Consider the following 14,545-nt stretch of genomic DNA (forward strand, 5'->3'; position numbering starts at 1 on the left):
GAACACGCTGCGTAGGGTGGACGGCTGTGTCCGAATCCGGGATTTTTCAGGCGGGCGATCGGGCCCAGTTCACCGACGCCAGGGGGCGCCGCTACACCACGGTGCTGGTCCCCGGCGGTGACTTCCACACCCACCGCGGGGCCATTCCGCACGACGAGGTGATCGGGCTGCCCGAGGGCAGCGTGGTCAAGTCCGCCAACGGCGACCCGTTCCTGGTGCTGCGGCCGCTGCTGGTCGACTACGTGATGTCGATGCCGCGCGGTGCGCAGGTGATCTATCCCAAGGACTCCGCTCAGATCATCCACGAAGGCGACATCTTCCCCGGCGCCCGGGTGCTCGAGGCCGGGGCGGGGTCGGGAGCCCTGACGCTGTCGCTGCTGCGGGCGGTCGGGCCGGAGGGCAAGGTGATCTCCTACGAGTTGCGCGACGACCACGCCGTGCACGCCCGCGCCAACGTCGAGACCTTCCTCGGCCACCAGCCGGGCAACTGGCAGTTGGTGATGGGCGATGTGGCCGACTGCGACCTGCCCGACGCGTCGATCGACCGGGTGGTGCTGGACATGCTGGCGCCCTGGGAGGTACTGGAAGCCGTGTCGCGGGTGCTGATCCCCGGCGGGGTGCTGGTGATCTACGTGGCTACCGTCACCCAGTTGTCCCAGGTGAACGAGGCGCTGCGCGAGCAGCAGTGCTGGACCGAGCCGCGGTCCTGGGAGACGATGCAGCGCGGCTGGAACGTGGTCGGCTTGGCGGTTCGCCCCCAGCACGCGATGCGCGGCCACACCGCATTCCTGGTCTGCGCCCGCCGGCTGGCGCCGGACACCGTCACCCCGACCCGGCTGGGACGCAAACGAGGACGCCCGTAGCGGTCAGGACGTCGTCGTCAGCAACGTAGACACCACGTCCGCCTCGGTGCGCGTTTGCAGGGCGCGCACCAGAGCCGGCTGCGACCGAACAAGATGTCCGACAAAGGCATAGGCGTCGTCGGAGTCGAGCAGGTAGGCGGCGGCGCGGATCAGCTTGCCGGTTTCCTGCAGTTGCTGGTGTCCGGTCAGTCCGGCGTAGGCCGGTAGTCCGATATTGAGCACCGTCGGGTCGTACTTGATCGGGTCGCCCGGCCCGGGGCGTCCCATCGGCTGGTACTCGACTTTGTACTTGTCCAGCATCGCCTTATAGCAGCGGCTCAGCGCGGCGAGGTAATTCGCATCGGCGACCAGGTCGGCGCCGACGAAGCCGACGACGACGCTGGGAGTCGCGATCACATTGGTCGCCACGTTCCCCGCGATCGACGTGTCGGTCACGCTGCAGCTCACCGGCAGGTCGAAGTTGCCGCCGGGCTCGTTGACCGTCAGGTCCAGCACGGTGTCCGTCGCGGTGTAGCCCACGCTCACTCGCCGCACCGCCGTCACCGGGTTCTGGCCGTTGTACCCGTCTACCGGAAGCGTCACTTGGACAGTGCCGGAACCGGATACGGCAATTCCGCGGATGCTCCAGCTGGCGCGGGGCGTGCGGTACCGCGTCCAGTTCAACCGAATCCGAGCGGTCTCGGACACCGAGTACAGCACGTACTCGTAGCGGTCGTCAGCGATGCAGCATGCTGGGATGGTGGCGCAGGCACGGCGGACCGCGGGGTCGGACACCAGCGTTCCCCGCGACACCTCCCGCCGAGTGGTCTCGGTCACCTTGGCCTCGAGTTGCGCGCCGTAGTCGTCATCGATCGGGAGGACGGTGGCCCCGTGCCGGACAGACCAGTACGACTGCACACGGACGTCGTTGACCCAGGCGCGCTGCCGCACCTGCCGGCCGCTGACCGTCGAATCGCTCCAGTCGCAGATCTCGCAGTTGCCGTCCAGCGGTTCCCGCCGCCAGCCGTCTGCCTCGGGGTCGGTCAGGATTTCCACCAACTCGTGGCCCAACGTCGACATCGTCAGTTCGATGTCCTCGGTTGCCGGGTCGAAGTAGCGCACCCAGCCCGCCCAGTACCGATCCGTATCGAACGGGAAATCGAACGTGTAGTCCGTCGAGTGCGCACCGGCAACGGCGCCACCGGCCACCGTAAATCCCTGGGGCATCAGGACAATGAAGGCGATCCGCGGGCCGTCGTCGGGATCGGGGAACACGCCGTCGTCGATGCAGTCCTCGATCAATTCCAGTACCCGCCGCATCGTCACAGTGGAATCCACCGCACCCGACGGCGGGCCGGGGGAGATCACGGTGAGCGAGCCCCGCCAGGTCGGGGCGCCGGCGATGTAATACTGCCCCAGCTCACTGAAATAGCGGCTCGCCAAGAGGGACTGGGTGCGGGATTCGATCAGACCGCGCTGAGCCGAACCCGCGCCGTTCCACCAGGCTCCCCAGAACACCAGCTGCACCGGCGTCTGCGCGCCGCCGAGCACGCCGTGGTGATAGGCCACCGCGGACCCGTCGTGGGAGTTGTCGGCGAAGACCAGTGCTGGCACTTTCGGGCGCGACCACGCCCCGCTACACGAGTGATCGTCACGCTGATAGGTGATGATCGGTATGGAATCCGGAATCTCGTCAACGACGCTGACGATCAGCCGTTGCTCGATGGGCATTCTCGGAGTATGCGCCGGTCGCCAGCGGTTCGCTGCGGGTTCGCTGTGCCGATTTCGACGGGATCTTGCGGTCTCAGTCGTCGCTGCGATTCAGCCCCCGGCGCACCGACAGCAGTTCGATCTCCGGCCGGGCGGCCACCAAGCGTTCCGCCGCGTCCAGGATCGCCACCAGGTGCCCGCGGTCGCCCGACACGGCGGACACTCCGATTCCGCTGCGCCGGTGCAGATCCGGCGACCCCGTCTCGGCGGCCGACACATCGAATTTGCGTCGCAACTCCGCGACGATCGGGCGCACCACCGAGCGCTTTTGCTTGAGCGAGTGCACCTCACCGAGCAGCAGGTCGAACTCGAGCCAGCCGATCCACATGGTTAGGGCGGCGGTGGCGCCGGCGGTGTGCTGCCGGCCTGGGCGTTGCCGAATGCCAGCAGGCTCTTGGCGGTGGCCTGCGACAGCTGCCAGTCGCCGTGATTCGGCGTGAACTCCATCGGGAAGGCGAACGTGCCGGCGGAGGGGTTGGCCGTGTTGACCGTGACGTCAGCGGTCACGTTGCCCGGGTAGCGATCCGACCAGCCGAGATCGGCGGCCTCGAGGTTCAGCGGCAGATAGCCGCCGTCCCTGAGGGCGGTGGCGAACTTGTCGATGGTTGCGGCGTCGGCGGGTTTGGCGCCCTCGACGAGGGGCAGCTTGTCTGCGCCGGGAACCTCGGGGTCCGACAGCCGGTACAGGACATCGGTCAACGCCTCGGGTGCCGGCAAGGCCGACGACGGCGCCTGGGCAGGCACCGTCGTCGACGTCACCGGAATCTCAGCCACCGGCTCCGCCGGCTGGTGGCCGCCGCAGCCCGACATCACCAGCACCGCCGCCGCGAGGACGGCGGGCCAGCCGATGCGGTGGCTACACATACGGGTCTGCGATCAGCTCGACGTCAGCTGCGACAGCGACAGCAGCGAGGCCCGGGAGAGCTTCCAGCCACCCTGGTCGACGAACGTGAGGTTCACCGTGTGCGGCTCCAGCTTCGGGCTCGACGCGGTGACGTCGGCGCTGGCCGATCCGGGGCCGGCCGGTGCGACGTTGGCCACGCTGATCGACAGCGGGAGGGCGCCCTTCTTGAGGGCCTTCTGCAGCCGGTGGTCGATGGCACCGGTCTCGACCGGGCCCAGGCCGCCCTCGACCAGGTTGGACTTTCCGGCGGCGGGGACACCGGGGTCGGCCAGCGTGTTGAGCACGTCGGCCAACTGCTCCGGCGCCGGAACGGCGGCGGCCGGGTCTAACGGCAGCGGCGCGAAGAACACCGTCGTCGGTGCCTCGGCGGCGGCCGGCGCCGGCGTTGCCAGGGAGCTCACAGCTATGGCTGCCGCGCCGATGGCCGCGACTGCCGCCATACCCGTGGCAAGGGATTTCATGTTCATTCGGATCCTTTCTAGGCCCTTTTGATCACCCGATTTGAGAGCGAGGCTAGCAGCGGAGCCGGTGTGTCGGATTGCCACAGAGCACGCGAATGCACAATGGCCGGTAGCGTTGAGGTATCCGTCGCTTCAACTTCCAGTTCGGGAAAGGAGCGCACCATGAGCAACATGGAAGATTCGCCGCGTCCTGAGACTTTCGACGCGTCCGGGGGGCCGGGCACGCCCGGTGATGACTTCGCCGAGTTGGAGGAACTGCGCCGCGAAGCCGCGGTGCTTCGCGCACAGCTCGAGAACACCCCGCAGGACACCGCCCGAGTCGGCCGCGATGTGCGTCAGCTCGAAGCCCACATTGACTCGCTGACCGCGCGAAACTCCAAGCTGATGGACACCCTCAAAGAGGCGCGCCAGCAGTTGCTGGCGCTGCGTGAGGAGGTCGATCGGCTCGGTCAGCCGCCGAGCGGCTACGGGGTGCTGCTGGGCAGTCACGAAGACGACACCGTCGACGTGTTCACCTCCGGCCGCCGGATGCGGCTGAACATCTCGCCCAACATCGACGTAGCTACCCTCAAGAAGGGCCAGACGGTCCGGCTCAACGAGGCGCTGACGGTGGTCGAGGCCGGCAATTTCGAGTCGGTCGGCGAAATATCCACGTTGCGTGAAATTCTGTCCGACGGGCACCGCGCGCTGGTTGTGGGCCACGCCGATGAGGAGCGCATCGTCTGGCTGGCCGAGCCGCTGGTCGCCGCGGACCTTCCCGAGAGCAACCCGGACGCGCTGTCGGATGACTGGCGTCCCCGCAAGCTGCGCCCCGGCGACTCGTTGCTGGTCGACACCAAGGCCGGCTACGCCTTCGAGCGCATCCCCAAGGCCGAGGTCGAAGACCTGGTGCTCGAGGAGGTGCCCGACGTCAGCTACGGCGACATCGGCGGCCTGACTCGCCAGATCGAGCAGATCCGCGACGCCGTGGAACTGCCGTTCCTGCACAAGGACCTCTACCGCGAATACGCGCTGCGTCCGCCCAAAGGGGTGCTGCTCTACGGTCCGCCGGGCTGCGGCAAGACGCTGATCGCCAAGGCGGTGGCCAACTCGCTGGCCAAGAAGATGGCCGAGGTGCGCGGCGACGACGCCCACGAGGCCAAGTCGTACTTCCTCAACATCAAGGGCCCCGAGCTGCTGAACAAGTTCGTCGGCGAGACCGAACGCCACATCCGGCTGATCTTCCAGCGTGCCCGCGAGAAGGCCTCCGAGGGCACCCCGGTCATCGTGTTCTTCGACGAGATGGACTCGATCTTCCGCACCCGTGGCACCGGCGTCTCCTCGGACGTGGAGACCACCGTCGTGCCCCAGCTGCTGAGTGAGATCGACGGTGTGGAGGGGCTGGAGAACGTCATCGTGATCGGCGCCTCCAACCGCGAGGACATGATCGATCCGGCGATCCTGCGGCCCGGCCGTCTCGACGTCAAGATCAAGATCGAGCGCCCGGACGCCGAAGCCGCGCAAGACATCTTCTCGAAGTACTTGGTCGAGACGCTGCCGGTGCACGCCGACGACCTCGCCGAGTTCGGTGGGGATCGCGCCGCCTGCATCAAGGCGATGATCGAGAAGGTCGTCGACCGGATGTACGCCGAGATCGACGACAACCGGTTCCTGGAGGTCACCTACGCCAACGGTGACAAAGAGGTCATGTACTTCAAGGACTTCAACTCCGGGGCGATGATCCAGAACGTGGTCGACCGGGCGAAGAAGAACGCCATCAAGTCGGTTCTGGAGACCGGTCAGCCGGGCCTGCGCATCCAGCATCTGCTGGACTCGATCGTCGACGAGTTCGCCGAGAACGAGGACCTGCCCAACACCACCAACCCCGATGACTGGGCGCGGATCTCGGGCAAGAAGGGCGAGCGGATCGTCTACATCCGCACCCTGGTCACCGGCAAGTCGTCGAGCGCCAGTCGTGCTATTGATACCGAGTCCAACTTGGGCCAGTACCTGTAGCGCTAGCTGCAGTAGCGCGGCTTCTCAGCGCGGGCATCCTCCTTGCGCGAGGGTGCGTGTTCGCCCGGCGACACGCCGCGAACGACGTACAACTGTGCACGCCCAAACGGTCACTCCGCGCAGCACGCCGGCGCCCTCGGCTAGCCCGATTCGGCGAACTGTTCCGTTGCGACCTTGGTCGCGCCAATAACCGCATACGAACCGGTGAGACCGACCATGCTCACGGCCGCGCGCAGCGGCAGGTCACGGCGGACGAGATGGCTGACGCCGTTGATGGTGTCCAGGGAGTCCACCATCAGGGAGAGCCGCTTCCAGCGGTAGCGCTCCCGGGCGCCGCTGGTCAGATATGCCAGGCCCATCGCGAATGCCCGCGCTCCATAGATCCTGGTCATGTAGGTGAGTTCGGCCGACGGCGTGACCCCGACGAGCTTGGCGAACTGCCTCGGCGCGGCCAATGAGACCACGGCGAGGATCATCCGGCCGACTGCCATCACGCTCAATGCGCTGTTCAGACGCTCGGTCACCGACAGGTCCGCACCGGTAGCGGTGTCAGTTGTTGCCATACGAACCTCGCTTTGCTGCTCGAATCGAACTGACTGACGGTCAGTCATGTTACCGTAATGGCGGTTCTCCGCGGCTGTCAATCGTGTCCGGCACGGTCCACGGCGGTACCGACTCGGGAAAGGACGACGCAGTGGCGCAGCAAGGATCCGGGCGGCGGCGCACCACGCTGCCGCCCGCACAACGGGAAAGCCAGTTGCTCGGGGTGGCCCGGGATTTGCTGTTGGCCGACGGACCTACCGAGCTGACGGTGGACAAGGTCACCGCCGCGGCCCAGGTCGCCAAGGGCACGTTCTACCTGTACTTCGAATCCAAAGATCACCTGCTGGCCCGGTTGTGGGCCGACTATCTCGATGCCTTCCTGGACACCGTGCAGGAGCAGCTCGCCGCCGCGCGGCCCTCGGCGCCGGGTTGGCCGGCGGTGCTCGATGCGCTGATCGAGCAGATGATCCACTACGACATGGCCAACGCGGCGCTGCACCGGGCGGTGTTCTCCCAAGCATCCGGCGACGGGCTGCGCCAATTGCGCCAAGCCGACGCCAAAGTCGTCACGCTCCTCGCCGACGCCATTGCTGCGGCGGTGGCCGCCGGGGCGGCCGCGGTGACCGATCCGCCCACCACCGCCGCGCTGTTGTACTACGCCGTCGACGGCCTGTTGAACGCCGCCTACCTAGCGGACGCCGAGCCCGACGAGGCCGCCGTCATCGCCGCGGCCAAGGAGATGGTCCGCCGCACCCTGCGTACCGCCCCAGACTGATTCGGCGAGGGTGCGCGTCTGCCCGCCGACACGCCGGTAGGGCTGTACATCCGTGCACGGCGGAGCCCGCCCGAGGCTACCCTCGACTCGATGCGGTTACGGTTTTCCCCGTCCGACGATGAGGCAGCCTTCTCGGCTGCCCGGGACACACTGCTCAGTGAGGTCGCCCGTTGGTTAGATGCCTCCGATGAAGAGCGAGCAGAGGTCGTCGGCGACATCCGGATCTTCCTGGACTGGCGCTATAACTACTCCACCGGCCTGCTCGACGAGTTCACCGACGCAGACATCGAAGAGTTCCTACTGGGGTGGTGCCCACGCAAACTATCTGTACCGCCCGGGCAGTCCGAGTGCGTCTGTCGGGCAGTGGGCGCCTACATCGAATTCATGGCCGATACCCAGCGCCTGGTCGGCGGGGTAGGCCACGCCAGAGCATTGAGCGAGCTGGCCCGCGAGCTGGCCCCGGCGATGCGTGAGGCAATGGACGACCCGGCCAACTTCGGTATGGCCAAATCGCTGTTCGCGGGTCTGGGCGATGTCTCGGAGATGTCCGATGAGCAGATGTTGGCCGCACTGCAATCCCGAGTCGAAGAGCACAATGCCCTGCCGCTCGAGCAGCGCCGGGCGGCCACGGATCGATTCTTCGAACAGGAACCCGAACCGGAACCGTACGAGTTGCCGTTCGTTCACATCCCCCCGCCGCCGGCCGACGTCGCGGCCGCGGCGGCTGCAGCGCCCCTGCCGGCGAAGGTGGCTGCGCTGCGCGAATACCTCGGTCCGGCCGGTAAACCGTTGACCGGCAGGGGCAACCTCAAGCTGGCCGACGGGCGCGCGTTGATCGAGTTGCTCGACACCGGCGACCAGATGGACCCCCGAATCGGAGACCGGACCTTTCGGACCTCGTCCACCGCGGATCTACCGCATCTGCGTTTCCTGCTCGAGGTGGCGAAGGACGCCGGCGCGGTCCGGGTGCACCAGCGTCGGCTGGTTCCGACCAAGGCCTGGGCGCGACGATCGGCGGTACAGCAGGCGACCGCTCTGATCGAGTCGGTGATACAGCTCGGTCCGTTGAGTTCGCGGGTCTACTACCGCAACGCCTTCTTCGACGACCTCGACCAGTTCTTGGACGAGGGGATCGCGCTGTGGCTTTCTCCGCTGCTCCTTCCCGATAGCGCGGCACCGTTCGCCGACCTTGTCGAGGTACCCAAGGTGATGGTCGCCCAGCAACTGACCACACCCTGGCTGTCGCCACGAGAACGCATCGATGAGCAGGTCGAGCGCAACCTGATCCGCATTTTCGAAGCCCTTGAGGTGGCAGGCGTACTGCTCTGGACCGACTGGATCGAAACAGCCGAACCTTTCGGATTTTCCTACAAGAGCGGGGGCACCGTCGCATTGACCGCCCTGGGCCGTCACGTCCTGCCTGACTATGTCGATCGGGTAGGCCTTGTCCTGCACCGCCTGGAGGATCTTTCGGAGGCTGACGCCACCGTGTTGATCGACGCCATGCTGTCGGTTCCCGACACCCAACATGAATCGGTGGTGGCGGCTTGGCAGCCGAACCTGCCCGCACTTGAGCGGGTTCGATTGCTCACCGAGGCGATCACGGCCGTGCAGACTGCCGGGGCCCGGCTGATCGGTTTCGCGGCGCTCGACATGTTCGACATCGGCCTGGTGGAACCGCTGGTTCGCCAGCTGCTGGACACCCCGGTGTCCGGCAACGCGGCGATGTGGTTGATGGCGCATGAACGTGCCGACATGGACAGTCTCGGCGGCTTCGTCGACATCGGGGCGATGGTCGACATCTTCGCCGTCAACTTGGACGACCCCGATGAGCTGTGCGACTTGTTCACCACCGGCCCCGACGCCGATCAGCCGTTCCGCTTGCTGGACGGCATGTGGCGACATCCCGCTCCCGAGACCGCACAGGTGCTCGATGTGCTGGGCGAGCACCTCACCGACCGCAAACTGGCCAAAGCCGCACGTAAGGCCGCCATGCGCCACCGCAGCTGGATGGCGAATCGCGGGTGAACCGCTCGTCGGACCTCGTGGTGATCGCAGCGCTCAGAGATTGGGCGTGTACGTCGTGTTCGGGCACCGGCGACCTGCTGATCATGGACGATGCAGGTCCGCTGTGCCTGAACTGCGCAGACCTTGGCCATCTCGAATTTCTGCCGTCGGGCGATGCAGCGATGACCCGACGCGCGAAAAAGGCCAGCCGGCTCTCGGCGGTGGTCGTGCGCTGGAGCCGGTCCCGAAAACGCTATGAACGCCAAGGCATCCTGGCTGAACCGGAGGCGATCGAGGGTGCCGAACAGGAGTGCCTTTCCGACTCCGAGGTACGCGAACGGCGGCGGGCGCGCGACGCTCTCCGGCGTGCCGATGAAGACGAGCGTTTCGCCGCCGAATTCGCTGACGCCATCCGTAGCCAGTTCCCGGGGTGTCCCGCTGACCGGGCCGCCGCGATCGCACGTCATGCGGCGACGCGCGGCAGCGGTCGGGTGGGCCGAAGCGCCGCGGGCCGGGCGCTTGCTCCGGAGGCAGTTCGTCTGGCCGTTGCGGCCTCGGTCCGCCACACCGACACCGATTACGATGCGATGTTGATGGCCGACGTCGGTCGGGAAGCTGCTCGACTCCGGGTACGCGACCATGTCGAGGACGTACTTGCCAGCTGGCGCTCGCGCCACCCGCGTTAGTCCTTTTCGTCCTCGCCTAGGCTCTAGCCATGCAACGGATCATCGGGACCGAAGTCGAATACGGCATCGCCTCGCCGTCAGATCCCACCGCGAACCCGATCCTCACCTCCACCCAGGCGGTGCTGGCCTACGCCGCCGCCGCCGGAATCCCACGCGCCAAGCGCACCCGCTGGGACTACGAGGTGGAGTCCCCGCTGCGGGACGCCCGCGGCTTCGACCTGAGCCGCTCGTCCGGCCCGCCCCCGATCATCGACGCCGACGAGGTCGGTGCGGCCAACATGATCCTCACCAACGGGGCACGGCTCTACGTCGATCACGCCCACCCCGAGTACTCCGCGCCCGAGGTCACCGACCCGCTCGACGCGGTCATCTGGGATAAGGCCGGTGAGCGGGTGATGGAGGCGGCCGCGCGCTACGTGGCCAGCGTTCCCGGCGCGGCCAAACTGCAGCTGTACAAGAACAACATCGACAACAAGGGCGCCTCCTACGGCACCCACGAGAACTACCTGATGAGCCGGCAGACACCGTTCTCGGCGATCATCGCCGGTCTGACCCCGTTTTTGGTGTCCCGGCAGGTGGTCACCGGCTCCGGGCGCGTCGGGTTGGGCGCCGCGGGCGACGAACCGGGCTTCCAGCTCTCCCAGCGCGCCGACTACATCGAGGTCGAAGTCGGCCTGGAAACCACGCTCAAGCGCGGCATCATCAACACCCGCGACGAGCCGCACGCCGACGCCGACAAGTACCGCCGGCTGCACGTCATCATCGGCGACGCCAACCTTGCCGAGACCTCGACGTATTTGAAGGTGGGCACCACCGCGCTGGTCCTCGACCTGATCGAGGAGGGTGCCGAGCACGGGATCGACCTGAGCGATCTGGTGTTGGCCCGGCCGGTGCGTGCGGTGCACGTCATCAGCCGGGATCCGACCCTGCGGGCAACTGTCGCATTGGCCGACGGTCGTGAGATGACCGGCCTTGCGCTGCAACGGATCTACCTTGAGCGGGTGGCCAAGCTGGTCGAGACCCGCGATCCGGATCCGCGCGCCACCGACGTCATCGAGACCTGGGCCCGGGTGCTCGACCAGCTGGAACGGGACCCGATGGAGTGCGCCGACGTGCTGGACTGGCCGGCCAAGCTGCGTCTGCTGGAGGGCTTCCGGCAGCGGGAGAACCTGAGCTGGTCGGCGCCCCGGCTGCACCTGATCGACCTGCAGTACTCCGACGTGCGGCTGGACAAGGGCCTGTACAACCGGCTGGTCGCCCGTGGCTCGATGCGCCGTCTGATCACCGAACAGCAGGTGCTGGCCGCAGTCCACAACCCGCCGACCGACACCCGGGCCTACTTCCGTGGCGAGTGCCTGCGCCGGTTCGGCGCCGACATCGCCGCCGCGAGCTGGGACTCGGTCATCTTCGACCTGGGCGGGGACTCGCTGGTGCGGATCCCCACGCTGGAGCCCCTGCGCGGCAGTAAGGCGCACGTCGGAGCTTTGCTGGACTCGGTGGACAGCGCCGCCGAACTGGTTCAACAACTCACCACCTAGACCCCGAGCAACATCGTCGCCGACCGGTAGGGTGGAGAAACCGGCCGCGGTCATGCGCGGCCGATGAGATTCAGGAGGCAGCAATGGCTCAGGAGCAGACCAAGCGCGGCGGGGGCGGCGGAGACGACGACGATCTCACCGGCAGCACTGCGGCGGGCCAGGAACGCCGGGAGAAGCTCACCGAGGACACCGATGACCTGCTCGACGAGATCGACGACGTGCTGGAGGAGAACGCCGAAGACTTCGTGCGCGCGTACGTCCAAAAGGGCGGCCAGTGACCTGGTTGTCGCGTGATCGTCTGCCCCTCAACTCAGCAAACCCAGGAATCGCGCTCACCGGTGTAGGTCTGTCGTCGTTTTCGGAGTTCCTGCGGTTGCAGGCACCGGAGCTACTGCCGACCGGCGCGGGCGCCGCGCATTCCGGCGGGGCAGGTGAGCAATTGCCGCACGGCACCACCATCGTCGCGTTGAAGTACCCGGGCGGGGTCCTGATCGCCGGCGACCGGCGCTCCACACAGGGCAACATGATCGCGGGCCGCGATGTGCAGAAGGTGTACGTCACCGACGAGTACACCGCGACCGGCATCGCCGGCACCGCGGCGATCGCCGTCGAAGTCGCCCGGCTCTACGCGGTGGAACTGGAGCACTACGAGAAGCTCGAAGGTGTCCCGCTGACGTTCGCCGGCAAGGTCAACCGGCTGTCGACCATGGTGCGCGGCAATCTGGGCGCCGCGATGCAGGGCCTGGTGGCGTTGCCACTGCTGGCCGGTTACGACATCGACGCCGACGACCCTCAGACCGCCGGGCGCATTGTGTCGTTCGACGCCGCCGGCGGCTGGAACATCGAAAGCGAGGGCTACCAGGCGGTGGGCTCGGGCTCGCTGTTCGCCAAATCGTCGATCAAGAAGCTTTACAGCCGGATCAGCGATGCCGACTCCGCGCTCCGAGTCGCCATCGAGGCGCTCTACGACGCCGCCGATGACGACTCCGCCACCGGTGGCCCCGATCTGGTGCGTGGCATCTACCCGACTGCGGTCACCATCGACGCCGACGGCGCCGTCGACGTCGCCGAGGAGCGGATCGCCGAATTGGCCCGTCTGGTGGTCGAGAGTCGAACTCGTGGAGGGGATTCGGCGTCGGAGACCAAGCGGGGTAAGAAATGAGCTTCCCGTACTTCATCTCGCCCGAGCAGGCGATGCGCGAGCGCAGCGAGCTCGCACGCAAGGGCATCGCCCGCGGCCGCAGCGTGGTGGCCCTGGCCTACGCCGACGGCGTGCTGTTCGTCGCGGAAAACCCTTCGCGCTCACTGCAGAAGATCAGCGAACTCTACGACCGAGTGGGTTTCGCGGCGGCGGGCCGGATCAACGAGTTCGAGAACCTGCGCCGCGGCGGTATTCAGTTCGCCGACACCCGCGGCTACGCCTATGACCGGCGTGACGTCACCGCGCGCCAGCTGGCCAACGTCTACGCCCAGACGCTGGGCACCATCTTCACCGAGCAGGCCAAGCCCTACGAGGTGGAGTTGTGCGTTGCCGGCGTCGCCTACCAGGGCCAGACGAAAGCGCCTGAGCTGTACCGGGTCACCTACGACGGGTCGATCACCGACGAGCCGCACTTCGTGGTGATGGGCGGCACCACCGAGCCGGTCACGAATGCGCTCAAGGAGTCCTACGCCGAGAACGCGGAGCTGGCTGACGCGCTGCACATCGCGGTCAACGCGCTCAAACAGACCGACACCGGCAACGGCGCCGAACCGCGTGATCTGGGGCCGGGCACCTTGGAGGTGGCCATCCTGGATGCCAACCGGCCCAAGCGCGCGTTTCGGCGGATTAACCGCGCTGTGTTGGAATCACTGCTGCCGCAAGCTGACTCGTCCGGGGAGGCGTCAGACGAGGCTTCTGGCTAGGCCCGCCTATGCCCAAGAAATACGGGGTCAAAGAGAAGGACCTGGTTGTCAACCACATCGTCGACCTGGTGCTGGCGGGGGAGCTGCGCACCGGCGACCGGATCAACCGCGATGCGATCGCGGGCGCTTTGGGGGTCAGCCGGCTGCCGGTGCAGCAGGCGATCGACCAACTCGAGCAGCAAGGAATGCTGGCCAGCGTTTATCACCGTGGCGTGTTTGTCAGCCGGTTTGATGAGGCCGTGGTTCGCGAACAGCACGAGTTGCACGGGACATTGAATGCGATTCCATCGGCGCGGGCGGCGGCGAGCCCAACGCCGCGTGTTCTCGCCGAACTCGATGCGGCGCTGCGGGAACTGCGCGGCCACAAGGCACCGGCGGGGTTTCACGACGCGGCCATCGAGTTTCGCCGGATCATCGTCGAGGAATACGCCGGGCCGCCACTGCAGGCGGCCATCAGCGCTTCACGGGTGTTCATGCCGCGCGGGTTCTGGACGAGCTACGTCAACGAACACGAAGAGTTTCTGCCCAGTTTTGAGGCCGAAGCCGCGGCGATCCGTCAGCGCGACCCGGAGGCCGCACGGGTGGCCTGTATGGACCGGGCCGAATTGCAGGCTCAGGTGGTGCTCGCCGAGTTGACCAGGCGTGGCGTGCTGAGCGAGTTGCGTTCTGGCTGAACTGGTTTCACCGGAGTTGGTTAGCGATCGATCCGGAAACGTTTGACGCGCGCACCCGCACCGGATGCCAGTTCGACACGGCTGCGCGGAACGCCGAAATGCTCTGCCAGAACACGGATGACGGCGGCGTTCGCCTTGCCGTCTACGGCGGGCTCGCGCACGTAGACGGTGAGCTGTCCGTCATCGTCGGTCTCGACCAGGGGACCTTTGCGGCTGCCCGGTTTGACCTTGACGACGACGGTTTCAGTCATCGCGCCAGGATTCCAGGGTCGCGAACGTGCGTAGTTGTACGGCTCAACTCGGCGTGTCGCCGTGCAAACACCTTCGTAAGTGGTTTTTGTCAAGGGGGTTGGGGGGCCTGCCCTGTCCTCGTCTCTACGTAGTTCGTCAAACGGGTTTGGTTCCCAACTGCGTTCAACCGAGTTCAGTGAGGATGGGCGGGGCC

General features: G+C 66.8%; 15 protein-coding genes and 1 pseudogene. 10 read left to right on the forward strand and 6 right to left on the reverse strand.

What is annotated here, in order from left to right; translation table 11 throughout:
- The first annotated feature begins 26 nt into the window (after window positions 1-26).
- Complete coding sequence (locus tag ABW16_RS22130) at window positions 27-863, forward strand: tRNA (adenine-N1)-methyltransferase (protein ID WP_047321351.1); 837 nt, start codon at window positions 27-29, stop codon at window positions 861-863.
- Window positions 864-866: 3 nt separating this feature from the next.
- Here the strand turns inward: ABW16_RS22130 and ABW16_RS22135 are convergent, their stop codons facing one another.
- The 4 genes from ABW16_RS22135 to ABW16_RS22150 all read right to left on the reverse strand — a co-directional run bounded on the left by ABW16_RS22135 (window position 867) and on the right by ABW16_RS22150 (window position 3,983).
- Window positions 867-2,573 (reverse strand): hypothetical protein, encoded by a 1,707-nt coding sequence (locus ABW16_RS22135; protein ID WP_047321352.1) that lies wholly within the window; start codon window positions 2,571-2,573, stop codon window positions 867-869.
- Between the two features lie 73 nt (window positions 2,574-2,646).
- Complete coding sequence (locus ABW16_RS22140) at window positions 2,647-2,940, reverse strand: DUF503 domain-containing protein (protein WP_047321353.1); 294 nt, start codon at window positions 2,938-2,940, stop codon at window positions 2,647-2,649.
- 2 nt (window positions 2,941-2,942) lie between these two features.
- Window positions 2,943-3,476 (reverse strand): hypothetical protein, encoded by a 534-nt coding sequence (locus ABW16_RS22145; protein ID WP_047321354.1) that lies wholly within the window; start codon window positions 3,474-3,476, stop codon window positions 2,943-2,945.
- A gap of 12 nt (window positions 3,477-3,488) precedes the next feature.
- Complete coding sequence (locus ABW16_RS22150) at window positions 3,489-3,983, reverse strand: hypothetical protein (RefSeq protein WP_047321355.1); 495 nt, start codon at window positions 3,981-3,983, stop codon at window positions 3,489-3,491.
- A gap of 165 nt (window positions 3,984-4,148) precedes the next feature.
- Here ABW16_RS22150 and arc point away from each other — a divergent pair, with 165 nt between their 5' ends.
- Complete coding sequence (gene arc, locus ABW16_RS22155; protein ID WP_047321370.1) at window positions 4,149-5,972, forward strand: proteasome ATPase; 1,824 nt, start codon at window positions 4,149-4,151, stop codon at window positions 5,970-5,972.
- A gap of 140 nt (window positions 5,973-6,112) precedes the next feature.
- Here arc and ABW16_RS22160 read toward each other — a convergent pair whose 3' ends face one another.
- Window positions 6,113-6,535 carry a hypothetical protein gene (locus ABW16_RS22160; RefSeq protein WP_047321356.1) on the reverse strand — a complete coding sequence of 141 codons (423 nt, stop codon included), beginning with the start codon at window positions 6,533-6,535 and terminating at the stop codon, window positions 6,113-6,115.
- An 83-nt stretch (window positions 6,536-6,618) separates the two neighbouring features.
- On the opposite strand from ABW16_RS22160, the gene ABW16_RS22165 reads away from it, so the two are divergent.
- The 8 genes and pseudogenes from ABW16_RS22165 to ABW16_RS22200 all read left to right on the forward strand — a co-directional run bounded on the left by ABW16_RS22165 (window position 6,619) and on the right by ABW16_RS22200 (window position 14,100).
- Window positions 6,619-7,290 carry a TetR/AcrR family transcriptional regulator gene (locus tag ABW16_RS22165; RefSeq protein ID WP_233424851.1) on the forward strand — a complete coding sequence of 224 codons (672 nt, stop codon included), beginning with the start codon at window positions 6,619-6,621 and terminating at the stop codon, window positions 7,288-7,290.
- A gap of 90 nt (window positions 7,291-7,380) precedes the next feature.
- Window positions 7,381-9,318, forward strand: coding sequence for a hypothetical protein (locus ABW16_RS22170; protein WP_047321357.1), 1,938 nt, complete (start codon window positions 7,381-7,383; stop codon window positions 9,316-9,318).
- Window positions 9,319-9,320: 2 nt separating this feature from the next.
- Window positions 9,321-9,983 (forward strand): annotated as a pseudogene (locus ABW16_RS22175) (DUF2293 domain-containing protein); the annotation flags it as partial.
- Between the two features lie 29 nt (window positions 9,984-10,012).
- Window positions 10,013-11,521, forward strand: a complete 1,509-nt coding sequence (gene dop / locus ABW16_RS22180) for a depupylase/deamidase Dop (protein ID WP_047321359.1) — start codon at window positions 10,013-10,015, stop codon at window positions 11,519-11,521.
- Between the two features lie 83 nt (window positions 11,522-11,604).
- Window positions 11,605-11,799, forward strand: coding sequence for a ubiquitin-like protein Pup (locus ABW16_RS22185; RefSeq protein ID WP_024441366.1), 195 nt, complete (start codon window positions 11,605-11,607; stop codon window positions 11,797-11,799).
- Window positions 11,796-12,683, forward strand: coding sequence for a proteasome subunit beta (gene prcB, locus ABW16_RS22190; RefSeq protein WP_047321360.1), 888 nt, complete (start codon window positions 11,796-11,798; stop codon window positions 12,681-12,683). The genes ABW16_RS22185 and prcB overlap by 4 nt, the downstream gene beginning before the upstream one ends.
- Entirely contained in the window at window positions 12,680-13,426 is a 747-nt protein-coding gene (gene prcA, locus ABW16_RS22195; RefSeq protein ID WP_047321361.1) for a proteasome subunit alpha, read from the forward strand. The genes prcB and prcA overlap by 4 nt, the downstream gene beginning before the upstream one ends.
- A gap of 8 nt (window positions 13,427-13,434) precedes the next feature.
- Window positions 13,435-14,100 (forward strand): GntR family transcriptional regulator, encoded by a 666-nt coding sequence (locus ABW16_RS22200; RefSeq protein ID WP_047321362.1) that lies wholly within the window; start codon window positions 13,435-13,437, stop codon window positions 14,098-14,100.
- 20 nt (window positions 14,101-14,120) lie between these two features.
- On the opposite strand, the gene ABW16_RS22205 is transcribed toward ABW16_RS22200, so the two are convergent.
- Window positions 14,121-14,351 carry a DUF167 domain-containing protein gene (locus ABW16_RS22205; protein ID WP_047321363.1) on the reverse strand — a complete coding sequence of 77 codons (231 nt, stop codon included), beginning with the start codon at window positions 14,349-14,351 and terminating at the stop codon, window positions 14,121-14,123.
- Window positions 14,352-14,545: the final 194 nt, after the last annotated feature.

Source organism: Mycolicibacter heraklionensis (genome assembly GCF_001021505.1).
Classification (GTDB): domain Bacteria; phylum Actinomycetota; class Actinomycetes; order Mycobacteriales; family Mycobacteriaceae; genus Mycobacterium; species Mycobacterium heraklionense.